Raw genomic sequence first — 23,505 nt, 5'->3', positions numbered from 1 at the left:
AGGGGTGAGTTCCGGGCGTCTCATCCCGGTTGTCCACTTCGTTCTCGGTCGTGCCGCTGGTGGCGGCGGTGGTCAGCTGGCCGCGGCCGGTGGTGGTGGTGCGTGCGTCGCGGTGAAGAGTCGGTCGAACGCGGTCTGCCAGGGCCAGGCGTCCGGCAGGTGCAGGATGATGCGGCGCGCCGTCCGTGCCAGTCGTGCCGGCACTGAGATGAGGGTGCGGCGAATCGTCGCGGTCGTTGCCCGGGCGAGCCGCCCGCCTCGGTCGGCGATGAGTCCAGCGGCGCGAGTGAGGTTGAATGCGATCACGGCGAGGACGAGCCATGCGCTGTTCGCGGTGAACACTCCCGAGGGCAGGTGAGCGAGCGGGCCCGCCTTCAGGTCGGCGTGAACTTGCTCGATGATCGCGTGCCCGCGGTGGGTCTTGTCCGCCGCGACGGTTCCCATTGTCTGCTTGTCGGTGGTGGTGAAGAACGCGTGGTGCCGGTAGCTGTCGAACAAGGTCGGCTGCTCGACCTGCTTGGGGTTCAGGTCTGGGATCCGTCGGACCACCAGTCGTCCTTCAACCCGTTCGGCGATCTTCCGGGAACGGAACGCGACGAAGGGCACCTCGGCGACCTCGGCCTTCGAGATCCACCGGCCCGTGACCTCGTCACGGATCGCGTTCGGGTACTCGATCGTCTCCCACCCGTCCTCGGGGATCGTCGCGATCGCCGTCTTCACCGCGGGGTCCATCCGAACGGTGATGGACACGTCCGCGCCGGCCTTGATCGCGGTGCCGATGGTGGCGTGGCCGTAGAACGCGGAGTCCGCCCGCAGCAACGGCCGAACACTGCTGCCCAGGTCCATGCGGCGAAGCGTGGCGAGGGTGTCGGCGACGATCCTGGCCGCGCCTTTCGGGGAACCGGTCTTCCCCTGCCGCAACCGCTGGGCGAGGATCACCGGCGCTGAGGTCGTCGTCGACGCTGTCGCGACGAGGGCGTTGAGGCCGCGGACGCCGGAGTACCCGAACGACGCTCCCTGCTTCTGGTACCCGTGGACCTCGATGATCGTGTCGTCCACGTCGACCATCACCCGCTCACCGTCCCGGATCTGCAGCAGCGGCGCGGCCGATGCGAGGTTCACCAGCGTCCGTGAGGCGACGGCATCGAGCTGGCGGACGTGCCCGAACCGGAACTCCCGCAGGAACGAGCCCAGCGTCGACGGTGCATACGTCCGATCGAACAACCGGCCCATCCCGCCATGACGCAGCAGATTCATGTCGTCGATCGAGTCCGCGCCAGCGAGCATCCCCGCGACCAGCGCCATCACCTTGCCGCCGGCGTTCGCACCCTTGTCCGTCGGGACGCTCAATCGCGACTGCGCGAGCTCATCAAGCCCCGCAGAACGGGCAAGACGGAGCATCGGGACCAGCCCCGCGACCGACACGAGATTCGGATCATCGAACACAGCCGACACGGCAACGGGAGCATGCTTGAATTGCACCTACGAGATGCCTCTCAGACTCGGGAAATAGGACCTTAGACAAGCTCTATTCTTCCTGGTCAGAGGGGCATTTCTGCGTTACGACGCCAACTCAGCAAGCCTCCCCATCGGTGGATCGAGGCTAAGGGAGTAGGGCTTGGACTTCACCGGGCCGCGCGCGTGATGCGACATGTGGCGGCCGGTATTGATCGAATCCATGCAGCGGGCATGATTCACCGCGACATCAAGCCGGGAAATGTACTCGTGGACGGTGACGACGTGCGCGTCTCTGATCTCGGTTACTGCGCGATCCTGGACGACCACGGGACGGCATCGCCGAACGGCACGTGGCAGACGGTTGCGCCAGAAGCGGCCTCGGGGAACAGATGCTCGATAGCGTCTGATGTCTATTCGCTTGGCGCGACAGCCTTCTTCACCTATAGCGGCGAGTACCCAGTTTCGACCTACATGGGACTGGAAGACCAGGTGGCGCGAATTAAGGCGGGCCACCTTCGGGAGCTTCGCGACCTTGCTCCACACGTTCCTCAGTCGGTTGCGAATGTTATTCGGAAGGCGCTTCAGTTAGATCCTAAGGATCGGCACCAGTCGGCTGACGAGTTCGGTAACGCTCTTGTCGGCGCGATGGAGGGGCGGCGCGACTGGTCAAGGATTAGCCATGCAGGCCATGTGCTCTGCGTCCGTGGTGAGCGGTTTAAGACGAAAGCTAGCGTGGTCATCTGTGGTGAGCCTGATGGTCCGAATGTGCGTCTGATCGCCCGTCACCAGGCTTCGAATCGGCGCGTGCAGGGGCTCAGTGACCGTGTGGTTCCCCATGATCGCGTGCCAACAGAGCTCCGCACGATCGTGGCTACTTTGAGCTAACCGCCCCCCGTAGCGTGATCTTTAGCCTGCGGGGGCGGACACCGGCCGGTTCCTGCGCGTCGGTTCTGACGCGTTTGCTCACGTGCGGCGCGGTGCGGTGCGAATCGGGAAGGGTGCGAGCCAGTGTGAGTTCTCTTCCAATCTTCACTGATGCAGGAGCTTGGCGTGCGGTTTCCCGCCCGACCTGTCCCCGACGAAGTCTAAGCAAGCCGTCCTGATCCTTCGATATCCCACACATCGTGGCCATCCGTCAATGCCGCAGCCGGCGGAGACGTAGACGTGGCGCCGCACTTGAACGAGGACCTGGGGAACGTGACGCTCTCGACGAGGATTTCCGGTGCCATTCAACCTCGATCCACCGATGGGGAGGCTTGCTGAGTTGGCGTCGTAACGCAGAAATGCCCCTCTGACCAGGAAGAATAGAGCTTGTCTAAGGTCCTATTTCCCGAGTCTGAGAGGCATCTCGTAGGTGCAATTCAAGCATGCTCCCGTTGCCGTGTCGGCTGTGTTCGATGATCCGAATCTCGTGTCGGTCGCGGGGCTGGTCCCGATGCTCCGTCTTGCCCGTTCTGCGGGGCTTGATGAGCTCGCGCAGTCGCGATTGAGCGTCCCGACGGACAAGGGTGCGAACGCCGGCGGCAAGGTGATGGCGCTGGTCGCGGGGATGCTCGCTGGCGCGGACTCGATCGACGACATGAATCTGCTGCGTCATGGCGGGATGGGCCGGTTGTTCGATCGGACGTATGCACCGTCGACGCTGGGCTCGTTCCTGCGGGAGTTCCGGTTCGGGCACGTCCGCCAGCTCGATGCCGTCGCCTCACGGACGCTGGTGAACCTCGCATCGGCCGCGCCGCTGCTGCAGATCCGGGACGGTGAGCGGGTGATGGTCGACGTGGACGACACGATCATCGAGGTCCACGGGTACCAGAAGCAGGGAGCGTCGTTCGGGTACTCCGGCGTCCGCGGCCTCAACGCCCTCGTCGCGACAGCGTCGACGACGACCTCAGCGCCGGTGATCCTCGCCCAGCGGTTGCGGCAGGGGAAGACCGGTTCCCCGAAAGGCGCGGCCAGGATCGTCGCCGACACCCTCGCCACGCTTCGCCGCATGGACCTGGGCAGCAGTGTTCGGCCGTTGCTGCGGGCGGACTCCGCGTTCTACGGCCACGCCACCATCGGCACCGCGATCAAGGCCGGCGCGGACGTGTCCATCACCGTTCGGATGGACCCCGCGGTGAAGACGGCGATCGCGACGATCCCCGAGGACGGGTGGGAGACGATCGAGTACCCGAACGCGATCCGTGACGAGGTCACGGGCCGGTGGATCTCGAAGGCCGAGGTCGCCGAGGTGCCCTTCGTCGCGTTCCGTTCCCGGAAGATCGCCGAACGGGTTGAAGGACGACTGGTGGTCCGACGGATCCCAGACCTGAACCCCAAGCAGGTCGAGCAGCCGACCTTGTTCGACAGCTACCGGCACCACGCGTTCTTCACCACCACCGACAAGCAGACAATGGGAACCGTCGCGGCGGACAAGACCCACCGCGGGCACGCGATCATCGAGCAAGTTCACGCCGACCTGAAGGCGGGCCCGCTCGCTCACCTGCCCTCGGGAGTGTTCACCGCGAACAGCGCATGGCTCGTCCTCGCCGTGATCGCATTCAACCTCACTCGCGCCGCTGGACTCATCGCCGACCGAGGCGGGCGGCTCGCCCGGGCAACGACCGCGACGATTCGCCGCACCCTCATCTCAGTGCCGGCACGACTGGCACGGACGGCGCGCCGCATCATCCTGCACCTGCCGGACGCCTGGCCCTGGCAGACCGCGTTCGACCGACTCTTCACCGCGACGCACGCACCACCACCACCGGCCGCGGCCAGCTGACCACCGCCGCCACCAGCGGCACGACCGAGAACGAAGTGGACAACCGGGATGAGACGCCCGGAACTCACCCCTGCCCGCAGCCGATCACGCCGCGCCCATCACGCCGACGCCACCCGCCGAAGGCTCATCGGTGGATCGAGGTTCAATCTGAGGCACGAGTAGGGCCCTGAGCTTCGTTCCTCAGAAATGTGGCACGACGGCTCGTTGATGTTCGTGCCAGGTTCTTTAGGCACTTGGACGTCGGGCGGTGACGATGATCTCCGAAAACACGCAGGTAGATCGACGGTCCGACTCAACTTGATGGCACATACGCTGCATTTGCCTCAGGTGCTCTGGTGTGAGACGACACGAAAGTGTCAGTAGGTAGTCGACACGAGAATGTCAGCACTTCTGGTCTTCTTACCGACCGGTACGTGGTCGAATTTTCGGAGGACGTGGTCGACGGGCTCACGGTGTTGGGATGCGGCCCGGGGATTGCTGGAGGCTGTTGCCGTGGTCGACGCGAGCGTGCGGGCCCTGCGGCAAGCTGCGATGGACCGGTTGGCGCAACTCGATGCGTCCGATGCGTTGTCCAGCGATCACGTCCGGTTGACCTCGCAGACTCTGGGTGTCGCCGAGCGGACGGTGTGGCGGTGGCTGGCGGCACGCCGTGCGAAATCGGTTCCGGCGCAGCGTCCTCGGTTTCGTATCGACGACCGGCTTCGGGTGCGGCTGGCCTATTGGCGGGGCAACGCGGCAGCGGTGCATCGGGAGCTGGTCACCGAGGCCGAGCACGGTGGTCCGCCGGCGCCGGATCTGCGGACGGTGCAGCGCGCGATCAAGCGGGATCTGACGGCGGGGGAGTTGGCGGGGCTGCGCGGCGGTGAGCGCGAACGCCGGAAGTTCGATGTGTTCCTGCAGCGCCCGGCGTCGTTCCGGAACGCGGCGTGGGAGGGCGACCACGTCGAGGCTGCCGTGCAGGTCGAGGTCGACGGGCGACTGGTCAAGCCGTGGGTGACCTGGTTCGTCGACGCCGCGCACGACGTGATCCTCGGCGTGGCGGTCACACCGCAGACGCCGAGCCGCGAGAGCATCCTGACGGCGTTACGGGCGTCGATCGCGCGCAGTGAGCCGTACGGTCCGGCCGGTGGCCTGCCCGCCGTGGTGCGCATCGACCGGGGCAAGGATTTCCTGTCGCGCACCGTGGGGGAGGCGCTGGGCGCGTTCGCGGTGCGCGTTGTCGATCTGCCGGGCTACACCCCGCACCTGAAGGGCACGGTGGAAACGATCAACGGCGCCGTCGATCGGATGCTGTTCGCGGGTTTGCCGCGCTACACCCACCGCCAGACCCAACGCAGCGGGATGTCGATCGATCCGGACCAGCCCGCGTTAACGTTCGGGGCGTTCGTCGCCGAGCTGCTGGCGTGGGTGCAGTGGTGGAACCGTGAGCACACCCTCGCCGAACTCGGAGACCGCACCCCGTTGGGGTCGTGGCTGGAAGATCCGACACCGATCCACGACGTCGACGAGACCCGATTGTGGATGTTCACCCTCGAAGACGACCGACGCCGACGCACGATCACGACCAAGGGCATCGGGTTCGGTCGTGGCCGCCACTATGTCGCGGACTGGATGGTGGGGCGGGTCGGCACCGCAGTGCGGCTGCGGTACATGCCGCATCACGACCACGAGGTGGAGGTCTTCGATGCCCGCACCGGTGTCCACTTGGGCACCGCCGAGCTGGCCGACCGAGCCTCGGAAGCCACCAAGGCCGCGGTCCGGCGCACCCGCAACCGCACGGCTCGGCGGCTGCGAGCGGATCTGGCGGCAGCCGAACGTGCCCGACGAGTCCGCTACGCCGCCACGACCACACCGGACCCGGCCCGGCGACTCGATGCGATGACCACCGCCGAAGCCGAGCGTGAGCGCGGCGACGAGCAGGACGCGGACCTGGCGCGGTGGGCGCGTCCCGATCTGATTCCGTTGCCGCCGCCGGCACCGGGATGGGTGCTGCCGATCGATCCGGATGACGGACACCGCCGTGGCGGAGAAAGCGGGGAACCGTCGTGACTGGACCTGGGAGCCCGGGAGGGGACATCGGCGTTCCCGGCGACCATTTCCTCGGCCTGGCCGGTGCGCACATCGTGGCCACCGACGCGTTGCTGCTGATGAAGGACAACCTCACCGACGTCATCGAGGCCAAGGCGATGATGTGCGTGCACGGCGACGCAGGAGTCGGAAAGACGCTGTCGGTCAACGCCACGCTCCGCGAGCTCGCCCCGGATACGGTGTGCCGGGTGCAGTTCCGGGCGCGGCCGACACCGCGCGATATCCGGCACACGCTGTTCGATGCGCTCGCCGTCGGCGGTGCGCCCCCGTCGAAGCCGATCGAGTTCGATCGGGTGCTCAAGGACGTGCTGGCCGAGCGGTTCCGGGTCCTGGTCTGCGACGAGGCACAGTGGATGTCACGGGAATGCTTCGAGTACTGGCGGCACCTGTGGGACGACCTGCGCACCGACATCGCGATCGTGTTCGTCGGGGGTGGGGACTGCTACCAGGTGCTTTCCCGCGAACCGATGCTCAGCTCGCGGGTCTATGTGTGGCAGGAGTTCCGGCGCATGACCCCGGAACAGGTGCTGCGGGTGATCCCTGCGTTCCATGCGGTCTGGCAGAACACCGATCCGGATCTCATCTCCTTCGCCGATGCGCACGCCGGGCACGGCAACTTCCGGTCCTGGGCCAAACTCACCGCGCATACCGTCCGCGCGCTGCAGCGCCTCGACCGCGACCGGATCGACCAGGAGGTGATGGGCTGGGTGTTCGCGAAAGTCTCCGGTCGCAGCGGGTGAGGTCGGTGACCGACAGCGGGGTCGACGACGATGCCCTCGTCCCGGTCACGGTGCTGCTCGACCGCGAGGACGACGCCCACCTCACCCACACCCTGCTGCGGGCCCACACTCTCGCGTCCGCAGTGGTGACCGTGCACCCCACCCCCGGCGCCTCGACCGCGGCCGCGCTGGCCGACGACCTGCTGCTCGCGCTCGGGCACTCGCTCGATCGGGCCGGGGCCGACGGCGCCAGCGGCCCGGACTCGGTGTGGCGGGCGGTGACCGCCTGGATCCGTGGCGACGAGATCCGGCACCTGATCGTGCTGCGCGCCCACCGGCTGTCGGCCGCTCAGCATGCCCGACTGTTTCGGCTCCGCCACGACGCCGGTGTGCACCTGGTGCTCGTCTGGCACTCCCGCGACCCGCTCGCACCCCGCCTCGCGATGCCGGCCGGGGTGCGCCCACACATCACCGACGACCTGGTCGCCCTCACCGGCCGTCTCCCTCCGCCGCGCCGCGACACCCCCGCACCGACGGACGCGGCGGAACTGCCCGCAGTGCCCGACAGCGACTGCGCCACCTTCCTCCCCGCGGCCGCGGCCGCACTCTCGCGCGCCGACTACACCCGCGTCGCCGCGGTCTACCACCAGGCTGCCGAGACGACCAGTCGACGGCTCACCGCCTGCGGCCGGGACCCCGACCTGGCCCGGCGGATGCTCGGCTACCTGCCCGCGCTCCGGTCCCACCTGCGCACGCTCTACGGCACGATCCCGCCCGGTCGGATCCACTACTGGCATGCCGCCGTCGGCCTGAGCAGGCTTCTCGGTGATCTCGTGGCCGACAGCCCCGGCCGCAACTACACCCTCACCCGGCTCCGCGGCGCCCAAGCCGCGTTCGAGCGGCACGGTGTGCCGCTGGTGTTGCCGCCGCACCTGAACCACATGGTCGGCGTGGGGCTGACCACCACCCCGATCACCGAGCAGATCATCACCCGGATCCGGACCCAGGTCGCCAACCCGGCACACGCCGCCGCACTGGCCACCCTGTTGTTCACCGGCACCACCTACCGGGAGCTGAACTTTCTCCCGCGGCGCGCCCTCATCGGCGACACCTTGGTCTTTCCCGGCACCCGCCGGGTCGACCACCCGGCCGACCTGCGAGTCTGGGTGATCCCACCACCGGCGCGACCCCTGCTGCACGCCGCCGCGCTCTTCCAGGAAGCACGCACCGTACCCACCGCTCGGTTGTTCGCCGACGCGATCGGACCGGTCGGCAGACTGAACCGGACCGCCCGGGTCTGCAGGGCACGACTTCCGGGTCTGCACCCCTGGCGCGAGGGATGGATACGCCACATCGCCGCCCTCAACCTCGACCCCGGCCAGCCCTGAGCCGCGTCCTGTCGCCCGGACGCTCCGTCCGACCAGCCTCCTTGCCGCCATCACCCCAGGTGAAAGCGCCGAGAACTCTCTGTCGCGTCCACTGACATCCGATGTCGCCTGCCGCTGACATCCACTGTCGTTTTCCCAGCTCGGGCCACTGACATTCCGGCGTCGCCTCTCATCAGATGTTCTGGCAATGCTTCGGATCGAATGGCACAGGACACCACAAATGGGATTAATACGACAAATCAGTCACCTGGGGCTATGTCACTCCTGGTTTGTGCGGAGTCGGTGACGAAAATTGCCATTAGCGCACCATCTCCCCCGAAACCCCTGCTGAGCGCGTTTTCCGGTGAGAACCTGTCCGAACGGGACGGTAGGCTCCGTGTTCGTGCCCGATGACAGATGGACGGCATCGTCTCAGCTCGCCTCGGACGTTGCCGAACTGTTCTGTCCGGGATCGTCGTGGGGGTGGCGCCGCGCATTCACCGCCTGGGCGGCGATGATCACTGCTGCCACCGCGGTGGTGATCGCCACCGTGAACCAGTCGCTGCGTGCTTTCATCATGACGAACGGCACGAGCACGAGCACATCAAGTGCGATGGCCACCGCCGGAATCCACACGGTGAACTCGACCCGGTGGCGCAGTCGGCGGATCATTCCCCAGTGGATGGCGATGTCCATCGACAGATAGAGCATCGCTCCGAGCGCCGCGATCCGGCTCAGGTCGAACAGGCTCGCCGTCACCAGTGCCAACGCTGCGGTGATGAGCAGAGACTGCCGGTTGAGCGACACCGGCACACCCGGGACTTGTTTCATCTCGCGCAGCATGTCGTACAACCTGGAGACGGAGAACAGGCTCGCCACCAGACCCGACAACGTTGCTACAACGGCCACTGCCACCGTCAACCACACCCCCCACGAACCGAACAAGGGTTCGGCGGCCTCGGCGAGGGCGTAGTCGCGGGCGGCGAGGATCTGCGGAACCGACAGGCTCCCGACGACGGCGACGGTCAACAACAGGTAGATCACGGTGCATACCGCGATCGCGATCACGATCGAGCGAGCGATATTGCGCTCGGGATGGCGGATGTCCGCACCCTGATTGGTGATAGTGGTAAAGCCCTTGTAGGCCAGGATGCACAGGGTTGTGCCGGCCAGAAATCCCCACAGTCCACTATCCGGCGGCGCTCCGCCGGGACGTCCCACCAGCGCATCCGACAGCGCCGACATCCCGGTGGCGATGATTCCGGCCACCGCCAGCACGCCGATACCGGCGATCTTGAGCGCTGCGGTGACCGTGGCCGAGCCTTCCACCCATCGGTTACCCACCAGATTGACGACCGTCGCCGCCACGATCGCCGTCACGGCGAGCACCGGCACCCACACCGGGGAGTTCTGCATCCCGAACGGGCGCAGCAGATAGGTACCGAACGTTCGAGCCAGCAAACTCTCGGCCAGGATCATCGAGACGTACATGAACAACGAGAACGACCCGGCAATCACCCCGGGACCGTAGGCGGCGGTGAGGATCATCGCGATTCCTCCCGAGGAGGGATCGGTACTCGAATAGCGCACATAGGAATACGCACTGAATGCCACCACGACCGCGCCGGCGACGAACGCCCACGGTATCGCGGAGCCGGCCAGTTCGGCGACCTGACCGACCAGGGCGAAGATGCCCGCCCCGATCATCACGCCGGTGCCCAGCGCGATCGAGCCGATCAGCGACAGTTTCTTGGTCTCGCCGGTGCTGGAAGACATCACAGATCCCCTCCGTTCCGCGTGCGCGCCTCCGGTGCGGAGATCGCCCGCTGTGCCCGTCGCACCACAGGCCGATCCGCTCTCGCGGCTGCGCCCACGGTGCCCCGATGACTCGACACTCGATCCGGATACACGAGCGCCGTCCTAGCGAAACCTTCGGCTCGGCAATCGCCTTCACGACGACCAGGGTGTTTGGGCTTCTCGCGTGTGGCCCGTAGGGTGCAGGCCCATGGCACTACCCTCCTTCGACATCGATACCCGCATGGCCTATCACGTTGCGCAACAAAATATTTTGCAACGACTCGACGCCGGCGCCGACATCGACGACGTGCGTGCACAGTGGCGGCAGACCATCGACCGCATCATCGACCACCGGATCGCCGGCGAGGATGCACTGGTATTCGTCCGAGCTCCCGAACTGGGTGCCGACCGTTAGACCTCACGGTGCGTCGGAGATCGGCGGCCGATGGGGCAGACGCACTACGTGCAGGAAGAAGTTGTCGATCGTGCGGATCACGCCCGCGAACTGATCGAAGTCGACGGGTTTGGTGATGTAGGCGTTGGCGTGCAGCCGGTAGCTGCGTAGCAGGTCTTCTTCGGCTGTGGAGGAGGTCAACACCACCACGGGGATGGCAGACAGTTCCGGGTCGGCCTTGATCCGGGCTAATACCTCGCGGCCGTCGAGACGGGGCAGATTCAGATCGAGCAGGATCAGATCCGGGCCGGGTGCCTCCCTGTACGGGCCCTGCCGGTACAGGAATTGCAGGGCCTGCTCGCCGGTACGCACCACGTGCACGACGTTGGTGATCTTGTGGTCGGCGAAGGCTTCCCGGGTCATCAACTCGTCTTCGGGATCGTCTTCGACGAGTAGAACGACGATGGGATCGGCAGGATCGGTCATCGTCTCTGCCTTCCGGTGGGGAGGACACGGCAGGGTGCACGCACGCGGTCGACGGTACGTCACCGCCGGTGCACCTGTCTTGAGTGCCCATCCCGGTGAAGACACCAATTGCGGCAATCGGGCGCGAGCGCGAGCGTTGGCTGTGTCAGACTGCGGGCATGGCTGTCGATCCGCGGGGTGCCGACCTGAAACGATTTCTTGCCGAGGATCCCGGTGGGCCGGTGGTGATGCTGAATCTGTTGCGTTTCGCCGACGGCGGACGGGAACTCTACGACCGGTACGCCGCGGCGCTGCACGAGAGGTTTCTGCCACGCTACGGCGGGGAGGTCCTCTACGCCGGGGACGGCTCGACCGCGCTGGTCGCCGAGTCGGGCCAGCAGTGGGATGCGGTGCTGCTGGTGCGCTATCCCTCCCGCAGCGCGTTTTCACAGATGGTCGCCGACCCCGACTACCAGCAGGTGACCACCTGGCGCACCGAGGCACTGACCGAAGCGGTGCTGCAGGCCACCGTGCCGTGGCCCGAGCGCTCCTGACCAGCAGCGCTCCTGAGCAGCAGTGACCCCCACCGTCCGGCTCGGCCCGGCAGCCTTCGTCGTGCAGCTGCCGGACGGCACCGACCCGTCGGGGCACCGTGATGGGCGAGGAGTGGCGCGCGGTCATCGGTGCGCACCGCCGAACCGCACACCACCCCCGCACAGCCCATTGTTACCCGCTGTCCACAGCGGTGTCCGGTGAACGACCCCACCTGACCTTTCGATTCTCCTGGGCTGGTCCACCGCGGCGGCACTTCCGGGCACCGAAAAATCTGTACGACATGTTGAGAGTGTGCTTGTTCGGGTACGCGACAGACGAAGCGGAACTTGCTGTTCCGTGAGAATCCGTCACCCGAGGAAAGGAGCACTGTCATGGGCACTGCAGCGAGCATGCTCGAGAGCTACCCGAAGAATGTGGGCGACATCGACACGGGCGTGTTGGCCGCCTGCATCGAGGCGTGTACCGACTGCGCGCAGACGTGCACCGCCTGCGCCGATGCGTGCCTGGCCGAGGACACCGTCGCCGACCTGACCGCCTGTATCCGCACCGACCTCGACTGCGCCGACCTGTGTGCGGCGACCGCCCGGATCCTCTCGCGTCAGACCGGTAACAATGCGACGGTCACCAAGGCGATGGTCGAGGCCTGCGCCACCGCCTGCCGGGTGTGTGGCGACGAATGCGACCGGCACAGTTCCCATCACGAGCACTGCCGGATCTGCGCCGAGGCGTGCCGGCGCTGTGAGCAGGCCTGCCGCGATCTGCTCGCCGCCCTCGACTGACCTGCTCACGCAGCATCGCCGGCGCCGGGTCACCGTGGTGTGGTCCGGTGCCGGTGGTCGGCGGCGTAGGCAGCGCAGATTTGTTCGATCGATCCTCCGGTGTGCAGATAGCGGCTATCGAGATAGCTGGTGAGCGACCCGAGTTGCTGCTCGAGCCGCACTGCGGCGCGGCGCACCTCCATCGCCGTCGATGCCTCCCCGGCCCGAACCAGAGAGGGAGCGTGCCCGAGCATCGCGGCCAGGGACCGATCGGAGTTGGCGTCGCGGAAGAAGTACGTTTCGCCGTACTGCCGCAGATCGAACTCCACGGTGGTCAACGCCTCGGTGAGCCCGTCGAGTAGCGCGCACGCGATGCTCGCCTCTCCACGGCGGGCAACCTCGGTCGAATCGGTCGAGATCAGCAGATGCACGGTCCGGGCAGCGGCGCGGCGGCGGATCAGCGCCGGATAGATCTGCAGGATCCACGAGATCGCCGCGGTGAACAGCACGAACCCGATCAACGCCTGCACCGGGAGCAGCAGCCGCAGCACCGGATAGACGGGAGTGATGTCGCCGTAGCCGAGGGTGGCCACGGTCACCAGCGACAGATACAGCGACGCCACCGCATCGGATGACGACTGCGGCTGCAGCGCAGAGGCGAAGAAGAAACCGCCCGGCATGTGCGGAAGGTAGATCAGCGCCCACCCGGTCACGATCAGCGCCGCCCACAGCAACACCGCGGCGATCATGCCCAGCGGTCCGGCCGAGCCGAGCGCCCGACCGTGCCGGCGGATCCTGCCGGCGACCCACCAGATACCCCGGAACACCCCTCGGCTCAGCGTGCCCAGCCCGTGCGGATGCCACAAGGTCGCATAGATATCCCGCAGCGCCACCGCGACGAGCGTCGCGCCGAGCACGCTGAAGATCCACGTCACTGGCGCCGACCTTCGGGTGTTGTCCTACGCCGATCGAGGAGCTCGAGGAAGCGGTGTCCACGATGCGATCGCTCGATCGGGTCCGGGCACGTCGTAGTCGGCGTCTGCATGGGCGGCGCGTACCCGCCTCGCCGTACGCCCAACCGCTCGTCTCCGGCGGCCCGCGTAAACCGACGTTCTCAATGGACGTCGGCCCCGCGCGAACGGTTCTCACTGCTACACGTCCGGACGTAGAGGTTGCGCCCGGCTGCGGCGGTGAGACCGAACGCCACTGTGCTCGCGGTCAGCACGAGCGTACCGGCGCCGAGCACGGCGTCGTCGACGCCGAGACGTTCGGCTTCCATCGTCAGATAGAAGAATGCGGATACCCCCACAGGCCCGAACCAGCCGAGATACACCGCGTCGCGCAGCGGTAGGTGCAGTGGCCGTCGCAACAACAGCACGATCGGGATCCGCCGCAGAAGCAGGACAGCGACCATCAAGGCGGGCGCTTTCCAGCCCAGCTCGGCCCATTGCTGCCACGGCAGGGCGGCGCCGAGCAGGAAGAACAACGGCAGGACTGCGAACCTGTTGACGGCCTCGTCGATCTCGACTTCGGAAGTCCGTTCGGCGCCGGTGCCGACGGCGTTGAAGGCCAGGCCGCCGACGAATACGGCGAGCACCCCGTCGACGTGCAGCAGACCGGCCACGCCGAGGATGCCCAGGGCAAGCACAACGGTGAATAACAGGGCCGGGCCGTGTGCGGTGGCGCCGTGCTTGTCACCCAGTCGCAGTGCTGCACCGCCGACGACGCCGAGGAGTGCGCCGGCGACCAGGGCGCCGAGGACCTGCCACAGTGATTCGGTGACCGCCGCACCGGCGCTGAGTGGGCCGGCGACCGCGATCGCGGCGACCACCAGTGGCAGCGCCAGGCCGTCGTTCGCGGCGGATTCGAGCGAGAGCAGCTGTCGGTCCCGGGCGGGAAGGTCACGTTCTGCAAGATCGCCGGTGACCACACTCGAGGCCAGCACCGGATCGGTGGGACAGATCGCGGTGCCGAACAGCAGCGCCGCGGCCAACGGTAAACCGGCCATCGCCCATCCGAGTCCGGCCGAGATCGCCGCCATCGCGGGCATGACGATCAACAGCAACACGGCCAGTGCGCGGCGGTGGCGACGCACCGCGGCGATGGGATAACGCAACGCAACCGCCATGACGGACACGGCCAGCAGGATCCGGGCGAGTTCATGGAACAGGCCGTGCTCGACCGTCACCGGCGCGATCGGCACGGCGTCGAGCAGCTGGGGGCCGAGCAGTACCCCGGCGACCAGACCGAGTAAGGGTTCGGACAACGGCAGGCGTCGCATCGTCGAGGAAATCGCTGCCACGATTACCCCGAGTCCGCCGACCACGGCGAGAACGACATCGATGTGCATGACGATCGCATTCCCGGATCGACGCATCGCAATCGTCACCCATCCGAACGATGGTGACTCGGGGGAGTGCGGGCCGAGATTCGGAGAATCAGTAGTCGTAGTCGCGGTCGGTGGGAGCGGAGCGGTGTCCCAGCCGCCGCAGATGCGTGCGCCGGCTCAGGCGGATCACGGGCCGGGCGAGAAAATCGAGCGAACCGAGCAGGAACAGCCAGGTGCCGGCGGTCTGGGTGGAGTCGAAGAAGAACAACACGCTGCCGACGGTGAAGAACACCGCGATCAGGACGTCGTTGACGATCGAGGCCGTCTCGTACCGGTTGTCGATCACGACCTGCTCCCGGCCGACGGACAGTCGCAGCGACGGATCTGCGTGGGTGCGATCGGTGGCCATGGCCGGGCGAGTACCCGTCTGCCGGTGCGGGTATGCCCGATGAATGTGGTTCGGAAGCTGGTCCGATCTGATGCGGGTGGTGCTCGTCGGTGCGGCCGCCTATCTCTGGCTGGTGGTCGTACTGCGAATCTCGGGAAAACGAACCCTGGCCAAACTCAACGCCTTCGATCTGGTCGTGACCGTCGCGCTCGGTTCGACGCTGGCGACGATCCTGCTCAGCTCCGATGTGTCGTGGTCCGAGGGCGCGGTGGCACTGGTGCTGTTGGCGGCGCTGCAGTATCTGGCCGCGTTCGTCTCCTCCCGCCGACCCCGCGTGCGCACGGTGCTCACCGCCGATCCCACCCTCCTCGTCGAGGATGGAGTGCTGCTCGACCGGGCGCTGGCGCAGCAGCGGGTCAGTCCCGGGGAGGTGCGCCAAGCGGTGCGTGCCTCCGGGTTCGGAGACCTGGCTCAGGTCGCGGCGGTGGTACTCGAAACGGACGGCAGCTTCAGTGTGATCGCCTGCGAGCAGCGCGGTGACGGCTCGGCCCTCCAGGACGTGGCCCGCCCCGCAGACGACGACCGGCGACCCGATACGCATGATGGAGACCGTCGATGACGCCCCGGAGGCTCCCATGACCGGCGAGAGCACCGGGCACACGAATCCGCTCGAGGTGCTACGTCGGCGGCGCCGCGTGCTGGCCGAGGCCCTGCGCTCGCGCCTGTGGCCGTTGCCGGCCGTGGCGGTGCTGCTCGCGGTCCTCGCCGGGATCGGCGTGCCCGAACTCGACACCGCCGTCGACGACCACATGCCCCCGGCGGTGGCCGGCTATCTGTTCGGTGGTGGCGCCGACGCGGCCCGGGAGGTGCTCGGCGCGATCGCCGCCTCGCTCATCACCGTCACTTCGTTGACGTTCTCCCTCACGTTGGTGACCTTGCAGCTGGCCAGCAGCCAATACTCGCCGCGGCTGCTGCGTACCTTCGCCGCCGACCGGGTCGTGCAACGCACCCTGGCTTTGTTCCTGAGCACCTTCATCTACGCGCTGACGGTGCTGCGGACAGTCCGCAACGAGACCGGCACCGACACCAACGAATTCGTGCCCCAACTGGCCGTGACCCTGGCGTATGCCCTGACCGTCGCCAGCGTGGTGGCGCTGGTGCTCTTCCTCGGTCATCTGGTCCGGCAGATCCGCATCGAAACCATCCTCGATCAGGTACGTGCCGACACCTGCGCGACCGCCGCGCACATCCTGCCCCGGGCCACCGCCGACAGCGGCCCTGCACAACCGCTGCCCGAACCGCCACCGCACGCCCACCTCGTCGAAGCGACCGGTTCCGGATTCGTGATCGAAATCGACGAACACGCCGTCCTTACCGCGGCGGTGCACGCCGACGCGCTGGTACGGATCGATCGTCCGGTGGGCAGCTCCCTCGTGGCGGGAACACCGATCGCGCGCTGCTGGCCTGTGCACCCACCACACCCCTTGGCCGGCGAGACATCTGACCGGCTCGCCGACCGGATCCGCGACGCGGTGCGCACCGGCAGCGAGCGGACCACCGCCCAGGACGTCGGCTACGGACTGCGTCAGCTCACCGATGTGGTGGTGCGGGCCCTGTCCCCGGGTATCAACGATCCGACCACCGCGGTGCACGGACTGGTTGCGTGCACCGCAGTGCTCGTCGAATTGCTGCCCGCCCGCCTGGGGCCGTATACGGTGTGCGACTCCGATGACCGGGCCCGCGTGGTGATCGCGCGCCCGACCTTCGCCGACCTGCTGGATCTGGTATGTACGCAGCCGCGGATCTACGGCGCCACCGACCCCGATGTCGCCGGGGCACTGCTGTCGATGCTGCACCTGTTGGTATGGAAGGCGACCACCGAGGAGCACCGCAGCGCAATCCACGATCAACTCGTCCTGGTACGTGAGCGGATCAACGCCCACGACGGCACAACCCGCCTCCATCTCGAGCGCCGTGCCCGCGATGTCGAGGAAACCTTCACACACCGTTGGGCATCCCCTGGCCCCGCACCGCAGCCGTCGGATACACACTGATGGTCCTCGACCTACGCCGTCCCCGGCGGTTTGGTGCTGAGCGACGCCGGAAAACCTATACGGAAGAAGCGCATGCTGCATCGACCGTGCGAAAGGGGGCGCATGATGACTTCTCCATCGTCCCGCCCGACTCGACGCTCACTCACCGCGACCCCGGTCCAGACCGCCGCGCTGGTTGTCGGCGCCGTCCTCCTGCTCGTCGGCATCCTCGGATTCATTCCAGGTGTCACCTCCGACCTCGACCATCTCGCCGGTGCCGGACACAGTTCCGGCGCAATGTTGTTCGGACTGTTCCAGGTGTCCGTGCTGCACAACCTCGTCCACGTGCTCTACGGCATCGCCGGTATCACCGCGGCCCGCGTTCCCTCCGCTGCAGGGATCTACCTGCTGCTCGGGGGACTGATCTACCTCGGGTTGTGGGTGTTCGGACTGCTGATCGACAAGGGCGGTGCGATCAACTTCATCCCGCTCAACAGCGCCGACGACTGGCTGCACTTCACTCTCGGTGTCGGCATGATCGGACTCGGCATCCTGCTTACCCGCGGACGCCGCACCGACGAGCGTGCACTGTCCTGAACGAACACCACTCGATCGGGTGAAAAGGTACTGGTCAATGAACATCTAGCGTGGAACGGTTCAGCGCCGGCATGCCTTCCGCGACGTTTTCCGACCCGTGGGGATCCAGAAGTGGTGGCAACTCGCATCCACCAATGAGCTCGGTCATCTCGAGTGGGGAGTGCTCCGGGCCGCAGGACGGCGCTGATTGCCGGCGCCAACCTCACACAGTTCTCCCGCAGCGATGGATCATGGATAACCCCGATTATCCATCAAGTTCCGGTGGGTAAATGCGGTCTACGAGGAGGGGCCGTCGCTGATGCGCTTCGACGAGTACTGCGGGCCGGCCGGCGCGTCCTCGGTGGCATACCGCCACCCAGATGGTTCTGTCGTCGCCGCGAATCAGGGGCCACCTGCGAGGCACACGTCCGCCCGACTGCGGCGCCAGTCGACGTCCGCCCAGGGCACAGACATCCGGTAGCTGGGGAGCCCTGGCGCGCCGACAGGCTGTGCGATCGGATCGGTCGCTGGAGCACCGTCATCCGCAGTAAGAGGGCGAGCAAAGTTGCTAGTTAACATAACGCCTGGTTATCGGTATCGCCCTGCAAGCCTGGAACTCAATCCACCGCAATCGAGTGGCTGGAGAGCTCTCCTGAATTCGGGGAGAGTGCGGCACTAGTATTGGAGGTGTCAGTCGCAGAGCAGGCGTTGTGTAGGACTACTGCGGTGACAAACAACGTCATTGACATTGTCACGATTGACCGGGTTAACGATCTTCCAGTCCTCGTCATCGTTGAGCCTCCTTTCTGTTGACGTTATTGTGTTGGCCTCGCGGTCAGCTCAGCCGAGGATCTGACGCGCCATGACCATGCGGTTGATCTGGTTGGTGCCCTCGTAGATCTGGGTGATCTTGGCGTCGCGCATCATGCGCTCGACCGGGAAGTCACGCGTGTAGCCGGCACCGCCGAACAGCTGCACCGCGTTGGTGGTGACCTCCATCGCCACGTCCGAGGCGAAAGTCTTGGACGCGGCGGCCATGAAGCCCAGCTTCTCGCCACCGGGCGCGCTGCCGCGCTCGGCGTTGGCGGCGGCGGTGTAGACCATCAGACGCGCGGCCTGCACCTTCATGGCCATCTCGGCCAGCATGAACTGGGTGTTCTGGAAATCCGAGATCGCCCGGCCGAACTGCTTGCGCTCCTTGGTGTAGGCGATCGCCGCGTCCAGGGCGCCCTGAGCGATACCCACCGCCTGCGCGCCGATGGTCGGACGGGTGTGGTCCAGCGTCTGCAGGGCGGTCTTGAAACCGGTGCCCGGCTCGCCGATGATCCGGTCACCCGGGATCCGGACGTTCTCGAAGTACAACTCGGCGGTGGGCGAGCCCTTGATGCCGAGCTTCTTCTCGGTCTTGGACACCCCGAAGCCCTCATCGTCCGCGTGGACCATGAACGCCGAGATCCCGCCGGCGCCCTTCTCGGGGTCGGTGACGGCCATGACGGTGTACCAGGTGGACTTGCCGCCGTTGGTGATCCACGCCTTGGAGCCGTTGAGGATCCAGTCGTCACCGTCGGCCTTGGCGCGGGTGCGCATCGACGCGGCATCGGAGCCGGCCTCGCGCTCGGACAGCGCGTAGGAGGCCATCTTGCCGGCGGCGATCTCGGGCAGCACCTTGCGCTTGAGCTCCTCGCCACCGGCCAGGATCAGGCCCATGGTGCCGAGCTTGTTGACCGCCGGGATCAGCGAGGACGAGCCACAGACACGGGCGACCTCCTCGATCACGATGCAGGCCGCGACCGAGTCCGCGCCCTGACCGCCGTACTCCTCGGGGATGTGAACCGCGTTGAAGCCCGAGGCGTTGAGGGCGTCGAGCGCCTCCTGCGGGAACCGCTCGTTCTCGTCCACGTCCGCGGCGTGGGGCTCGATCTCCTTTCCCGACAGTGCGCGGATCGCGGCGCGGAACTCCTCGTGCTCCTCCGCCGGGCGGTACAGCTCGAAATCGGGGTTACAGGACATCAATCGCTCCAGTGTTGTGACTGGCCGCCAAGTGCGGGCCAGGGGAGGGGTTTGTGATCTTCTTCCGCTTGTCGCGTGGGTGCCGCGAAACTTGATCAACTGCGCCGCCACAGGGGGCGAAAGAGATAGCGGTGGTGGCCGGATTTGCGCTTGTGCGGTCAGCTCGGCGAGACGAAGCTGGCAGTCAGAGCACCGTCAACTGGCAGAACTGCGCCGGAGATGTACTTCGCGCGATCGCTGGCGAGAAACAGCGAGGCATTTGCTACGTCCCACGCCTCTCCCATATGTCCCATTGGGGTCTGCGCATCACGCTTGGCCCACATCGCCTCGACGTCTCCGTCCGAGTAAGCGTCGGCGATACCGGCTGAGCGAGCGACCATGGGTGTCTTGATGAGCCCGGGCTGCACGACGTTGACTCTCACACCTCGTGTAGCGAACTCCACTGCGGTTGTTCGGGATAGATGCTCAAGACCCGCCTTCCCCGCGTAGTAGGCCGCATAGGGAACGCCGCTCCAGCCTGCTGCCGCGGCGGACGAAATGTTGATGATCGAGCCACCGCCGGCTGCCACCATGTGGGGGATCGCGTGCCGCATGGATAGAAAGGCGCCGGTCAAATTGAGTTCGAGACCTTTCGCCCAGTCGGCAACGGCGAGGTCAGTGACACCGCCCGCTGCAGCGATCCCCACGTTGTTGTGCAGGACGTCCACTCGGCCATGGGTCCGGACCGCGGTGTCGATCACCGACTTGACTTGCTGTTCGTCGGTTACGTCGAGGCGCACTGACTCTGCGCGGTGACCTTCGGCGCGGATCATCTCGGCTGTTCGTTCTGCTGACTCGGCTGATACGTCTGCGCACACAACATGCGCACCTTCGCGGGCGAAGGTGATCGCGGTAGCGCGACCCAGTCCCATACCGTCGCCGTCGGTGCCAGCGCCCACTACAAGTGCAATTTGATGCTCAAGCTCTCGCAAAGGTTTCCCTCTCTATCCCTAGGTTCTAAATTCTCTGAGCGGTGTCTGTCCAGAATGCTTCTCGGACGTCCTTTTTGAGCACTTTCCCGTTCGCGCTGCGCGGCAGATGATCCACGAAGACGAAATCTTTCGGGGCGCGGACTGGGCCCAGTTTTGTGCGGCAGAGCTCGCGCAGTTCTGCTGAGGTGACGTCGTATCCTGGCTTAAGCTCAACGACTGCGGTTACTCTCTCGCCCCAATCGGGGTCGGGGGCGCCCACCACCGCGCAGTCCGACACGGACGGATGCCCCCAAACGACCTGCTCGACCTCTCCTGGATAGACATTGAAGCCGCCACTGATGATGAGGTCTTTTTTGCGATCGGTGAGATAGAGGTATCCCTGATCGTCGATATGCCCTAAGTCGCCGGTGTGTAGCCAGCCGTCGACGATTGTCTCTGCTGTCTTGTCGGGGTCCTTGAAATAGCCCTTCATGAGCAGATCGCCCGATACGCAGATTTCGCCTGTTTCCCCTGGCTTCAGCGTCGCCCCACTTGCTGGATCCTTGATCTGGACTTGGACGAGGGGGTACGGGCGACCGCACGACGCGAGCCTGGCATCGGTAGCCGGCTGATCTCCATCCATGTGTTCTATCGGGCGCAGGAACGAGATGGCTGCCGGGGCTTCCATCTGTCCATAGCACTCGATAAACACCGGGCCCAATCGGTCGATCCCCTCTTTGAGTTTCTCCACCGACATGGGCGCGGCAGCGTACATCAGATAGCGCAGCGAGGAGGTATCGAAGTGTTTCTGGGCGAGCACCTCGAGCAGGCGATAAACCACGGTGGGCGGCAGGAATAGCTCAGTGATCCGGTCATCCTGGATCGCCGGCAGAATGACGTCAGGCGTCGCTCGGTCTACAACGACCACGGTGCCACCACGGGCAGTGGTTTGCAGACTGAACATGCCGGCGGTGTGCGTCATAGGTGCTGCGGCGAGATTGATCGCCTCCCCCTCGCGCTCGTATTGCAGAGCCATCATCTGGTGGGCGACCATCACGCCGATGTTCCGGTTGGTGTTCATCACCCCCTTCGGCTCGCCAGTGGTCCCTCCTGTGGGAGAAAGCATCACCACAGCTTCGGGGTCATGGATGAGATCCGGGACGGAGTCCGGGGCGTCTGCGGTCCACGCATCCAAGTCGGGATCCGTGGCGCCGGGCCCCAACCCGATCATCCGCGGAGCGACGCAGCCGCTGATCTCCTTGATCTCATCGACCATGCCTGCCAGCTGGGGATGGTAGATGAGGACATCCACGCCGAAACGCGTAATCAGTGCGGCGTTCTCCGCGGGAGGGTTCCCGGGATTTAAGGGGACCCAGGGGCAGTCCGCTCGCCACGTACCAAGCACGCAGATCCACGCCTTAGGCGAGTTGGGCGAAAGAATCGCCACCGTGGTCTTACCCTCACCGGGCTCAGCGAGCAGCCTGTTGGCGATACGGCAGGAGAGTCGGCCCGCATCCTCATAGGTCCACACTTCGTCTGCGCTGCGGTAGGCGACCTTCGAAGGACTAATTGACCAGCCGCGGTCGAAGAAGTCGATTGCCGCCATCGCTACTGAGCTCCCTTGAGGATCGTGATTGCCGTGACTGCTTCCTCGCCACGATGGAAACCCCCGCCGTTCTCAGCCAAGGCAATGCGGGCTCCGGCCACCTGGCGGGGCCCGCACTCACCGCGCAGTTGCTGGGTGAGTTCAAAGATCTGAGCCAGGCCGCTGGCCCCAATGGGATGGCCCTTGGATTCCAGTCCACCGGATGGATTGACCGGTATTCGTCCTCCGAGGGTGGTCTCCCCGTTGGCTGCTGCCGCCCCGCCTTCACCCGGTGCTACCAGCCCGAGCATCTCGGTCTGGAGGATCTCTGCAAAGGCGGTAGCGTCGTGCACCTCCGCGACGTCCACCTGGTCGGGAGTGATCCTTGCACGCTTGTAGGCAAGATCCGCGATGCCCTGGCTGAGATGGCCGTCGAATGTGGTGATGTCACGGTCTGAACCGGTGCCCACAACTGAGGCCAACACCTGAACCGGCCGTGCGTCGGACAGTTTCGACAGTCCTGCGTCGCTGCAGACAATGACCGCGGCGGCCCCATCGGTCACAGGAGCGCACATGGGCACGGTCAGAGGAAAGGACAGCGGTCGCGCTTGGAGCACCTCGTCCACGGTCAGAGCCTTGCGATAGTGAGCACGCTCATTTTCTATGGAATGAGCGTGGTTCTTAGCGGCAACGGCGGCGATTTGTTCTTGTGTGGTTCCGTGTTGGCGCATGTGACTACGCGCCATTGCGGCGTAGATGTCCATGAAAATGGAGCGCTTGCCGAGGTCGGGTTCGTCGATTTCCCCACCCAGCGCATCGAGGGTTGTCTGAAGAGCTTTGGGTCTGGCCACGTCGTAGCCCATGTCGAACACGGACATCGTGAGCTCGGGATCCCCGACATTCATCTTTTCAGCCCCTGCAGCGAGTACTACATCGGCTTCTCCAGCTTTGATGTACGCGGTGGCGAGAGCGAAGGCAGAGGCGCCTGTGGCGCAGGCGTTCTCGACGTTGAACACCGGAATCCGTTGAATTCCCAGTTCACGCAGGGCGATCTCGCCGGAGATCATGGCCTGGCCTTCGAGGGGGCCGTGGGTGGCGGTGCCGTAGAAGGCGGCATCGACTGCGCACGGGCCCAGCCCGGCGTCGTCGAGGGCGTCGGTGATGGCGCTGCCAGCGAGGTCGTGAACGCTCGAGTCAGTGTGCTTGCCGAAGGTGGTCATACCGATTCCGACTATCCAGACGTTATTGCTCATGGGGCCCTCCAGGGCA

The 23,505-nt window shown here is 66.0% G+C and carries 21 protein-coding genes; 11 read left to right on the top strand and 10 right to left on the bottom strand.

Annotated elements, in window-relative coordinates; translation table 11 throughout:
- Positions 1 to 72: 72 nt before the first annotated feature.
- Positions 73 to 1,482, bottom strand: coding sequence for an IS1380 family transposase (locus KXC42_RS25960; protein WP_102032069.1), 1,410 nt, complete (start codon positions 1,480 to 1,482; stop codon positions 73 to 75).
- A 171-nt stretch (positions 1,483 to 1,653) separates the two neighbouring features.
- On the opposite strand from KXC42_RS25960, the gene KXC42_RS25955 reads away from it, so the two are divergent.
- The 5 genes from KXC42_RS25955 to KXC42_RS25935 all read left to right on the top strand — a co-directional run bounded on the left by KXC42_RS25955 (position 1,654) and on the right by KXC42_RS25935 (position 8,417).
- Positions 1,654 to 2,343, top strand: coding sequence for a protein kinase (locus KXC42_RS25955; protein ID WP_257606246.1), 690 nt, complete (start codon positions 1,654 to 1,656; stop codon positions 2,341 to 2,343).
- Positions 2,344 to 2,812: 469 nt separating this feature from the next.
- Positions 2,813 to 4,222: an IS1380 family transposase gene (locus KXC42_RS25950; RefSeq protein ID WP_102032069.1), complete on the top strand. Its 1,410-nt coding sequence runs from the start codon at positions 2,813 to 2,815 to the stop codon at positions 4,220 to 4,222.
- 531 nt (positions 4,223 to 4,753) lie between these two features.
- Entirely contained in the window at positions 4,754 to 6,271 is a 1,518-nt protein-coding gene (locus KXC42_RS25945; RefSeq protein ID WP_306840100.1) for a transposase, read from the top strand.
- Positions 6,268 to 7,050 carry an AAA family ATPase gene (locus KXC42_RS25940; protein ID WP_257606245.1) on the top strand — a complete coding sequence of 261 codons (783 nt, stop codon included), beginning with the start codon at positions 6,268 to 6,270 and terminating at the stop codon, positions 7,048 to 7,050. The genes KXC42_RS25945 and KXC42_RS25940 overlap by 4 nt, the downstream gene beginning before the upstream one ends.
- Positions 7,051 to 7,055: 5 nt before the next feature.
- Positions 7,056 to 8,417: a hypothetical protein gene (locus KXC42_RS25935; RefSeq protein ID WP_219130595.1), complete on the top strand. Its 1,362-nt coding sequence runs from the start codon at positions 7,056 to 7,058 to the stop codon at positions 8,415 to 8,417.
- A gap of 411 nt (positions 8,418 to 8,828) precedes the next feature.
- Here the strand turns inward: KXC42_RS25935 and KXC42_RS25930 are convergent, their stop codons facing one another.
- Positions 8,829 to 10,172: an APC family permease gene (locus KXC42_RS25930; RefSeq protein ID WP_219130594.1), complete on the bottom strand. Its 1,344-nt coding sequence runs from the start codon at positions 10,170 to 10,172 to the stop codon at positions 8,829 to 8,831.
- Positions 10,173 to 10,401: 229 nt separating this feature from the next.
- Between KXC42_RS25930 and KXC42_RS25925 the strand changes: the two genes are divergently transcribed.
- Positions 10,402 to 10,608: a hypothetical protein gene (locus KXC42_RS25925; RefSeq protein WP_088898131.1), complete on the top strand. Its 207-nt coding sequence runs from the start codon at positions 10,402 to 10,404 to the stop codon at positions 10,606 to 10,608.
- Between the two features lie 3 nt (positions 10,609 to 10,611).
- Here the strand turns inward: KXC42_RS25925 and KXC42_RS25920 are convergent, their stop codons facing one another.
- A complete protein-coding gene (locus KXC42_RS25920; RefSeq protein WP_088898130.1) occupies positions 10,612 to 11,073 on the bottom strand; it encodes a response regulator in 462 nt (153 codons plus the stop codon).
- 158 nt (positions 11,074 to 11,231) lie between these two features.
- On the opposite strand from KXC42_RS25920, the gene KXC42_RS25915 reads away from it, so the two are divergent.
- Complete coding sequence (locus KXC42_RS25915) at positions 11,232 to 11,606, top strand: DUF1330 domain-containing protein (RefSeq protein ID WP_088898129.1); 375 nt, start codon at positions 11,232 to 11,234, stop codon at positions 11,604 to 11,606.
- 372 nt (positions 11,607 to 11,978) lie between these two features.
- On the top strand, positions 11,979 to 12,386 hold the full coding sequence (locus KXC42_RS25910) for a four-helix bundle copper-binding protein (protein ID WP_219130593.1): 408 nt from the start codon (positions 11,979 to 11,981) through the stop codon (positions 12,384 to 12,386).
- Between the two features lie 29 nt (positions 12,387 to 12,415).
- On the opposite strand, the gene KXC42_RS25905 is transcribed toward KXC42_RS25910, so the two are convergent.
- From KXC42_RS25905 to KXC42_RS25895, 3 genes are all read right to left on the bottom strand, one after another.
- On the bottom strand, positions 12,416 to 13,300 hold the full coding sequence (locus tag KXC42_RS25905) for a potassium channel family protein (RefSeq protein ID WP_219130592.1): 885 nt from the start codon (positions 13,298 to 13,300) through the stop codon (positions 12,416 to 12,418).
- Between the two features lie 179 nt (positions 13,301 to 13,479).
- Positions 13,480 to 14,715 carry a cation:proton antiporter gene (locus KXC42_RS25900; RefSeq protein ID WP_219130651.1) on the bottom strand — a complete coding sequence of 412 codons (1,236 nt, stop codon included), beginning with the start codon at positions 14,713 to 14,715 and terminating at the stop codon, positions 13,480 to 13,482.
- A gap of 88 nt (positions 14,716 to 14,803) precedes the next feature.
- The gene (locus KXC42_RS25895) at positions 14,804 to 15,103 is read right to left on the bottom strand and encodes a YrhK family protein (protein WP_219130591.1); all 300 of its coding nucleotides are present in this window, start codon (positions 15,101 to 15,103) and stop codon (positions 14,804 to 14,806) included.
- A 43-nt stretch (positions 15,104 to 15,146) separates the two neighbouring features.
- On the opposite strand from KXC42_RS25895, the gene KXC42_RS25890 reads away from it, so the two are divergent.
- The 3 genes from KXC42_RS25890 (at position 15,147) to KXC42_RS25880 (ending at position 17,712) form a co-directional block, all read left to right on the top strand.
- Positions 15,147 to 15,701: a DUF421 domain-containing protein gene (locus KXC42_RS25890; RefSeq protein WP_219130590.1), complete on the top strand. Its 555-nt coding sequence runs from the start codon at positions 15,147 to 15,149 to the stop codon at positions 15,699 to 15,701.
- Positions 15,702 to 15,717: 16 nt separating this feature from the next.
- The gene (locus KXC42_RS25885; protein ID WP_219130589.1) at positions 15,718 to 17,136 is read left to right on the top strand and encodes a DUF2254 domain-containing protein; all 1,419 of its coding nucleotides are present in this window, start codon (positions 15,718 to 15,720) and stop codon (positions 17,134 to 17,136) included.
- 105 nt (positions 17,137 to 17,241) lie between these two features.
- A complete protein-coding gene (locus tag KXC42_RS25880) occupies positions 17,242 to 17,712 on the top strand; it encodes a DUF4383 domain-containing protein (RefSeq protein WP_088898147.1) in 471 nt (156 codons plus the stop codon).
- Positions 17,713 to 18,531: 819 nt separating this feature from the next.
- On the opposite strand, the gene KXC42_RS25875 is transcribed toward KXC42_RS25880, so the two are convergent.
- The 4 genes from KXC42_RS25875 to KXC42_RS25860 all read right to left on the bottom strand — a co-directional run bounded on the left by KXC42_RS25875 (position 18,532) and on the right by KXC42_RS25860 (position 23,489).
- Positions 18,532 to 19,701, bottom strand: coding sequence for an acyl-CoA dehydrogenase family protein (locus KXC42_RS25875; protein WP_067715179.1), 1,170 nt, complete (start codon positions 19,699 to 19,701; stop codon positions 18,532 to 18,534).
- A 158-nt stretch (positions 19,702 to 19,859) separates the two neighbouring features.
- The gene (locus KXC42_RS25870) at positions 19,860 to 20,672 is read right to left on the bottom strand and encodes an SDR family NAD(P)-dependent oxidoreductase (protein ID WP_156523551.1); all 813 of its coding nucleotides are present in this window, start codon (positions 20,670 to 20,672) and stop codon (positions 19,860 to 19,862) included.
- Positions 20,673 to 20,697: 25 nt separating this feature from the next.
- Positions 20,698 to 22,257 (bottom strand): class I adenylate-forming enzyme family protein, encoded by a 1,560-nt coding sequence (locus tag KXC42_RS25865; RefSeq protein ID WP_067715184.1) that lies wholly within the window; start codon positions 22,255 to 22,257, stop codon positions 20,698 to 20,700.
- Positions 22,258 to 22,259: 2 nt separating this feature from the next.
- A complete protein-coding gene (locus tag KXC42_RS25860) occupies positions 22,260 to 23,489 on the bottom strand; it encodes a thiolase family protein (RefSeq protein WP_067715187.1) in 1,230 nt (409 codons plus the stop codon).
- Positions 23,490 to 23,505 lie beyond the last annotated feature (16 nt).

This window comes from Rhodococcus sp. LW-XY12 (genome assembly GCF_019317345.1).
Lineage (GTDB): Bacteria > Actinomycetota > Actinomycetes > Mycobacteriales > Mycobacteriaceae > Rhodococcus > Rhodococcus pyridinivorans.
Note: the sequence above shows the minus strand (reverse complement) of the source record. Positions and strands in the feature narration are given on the sequence as shown.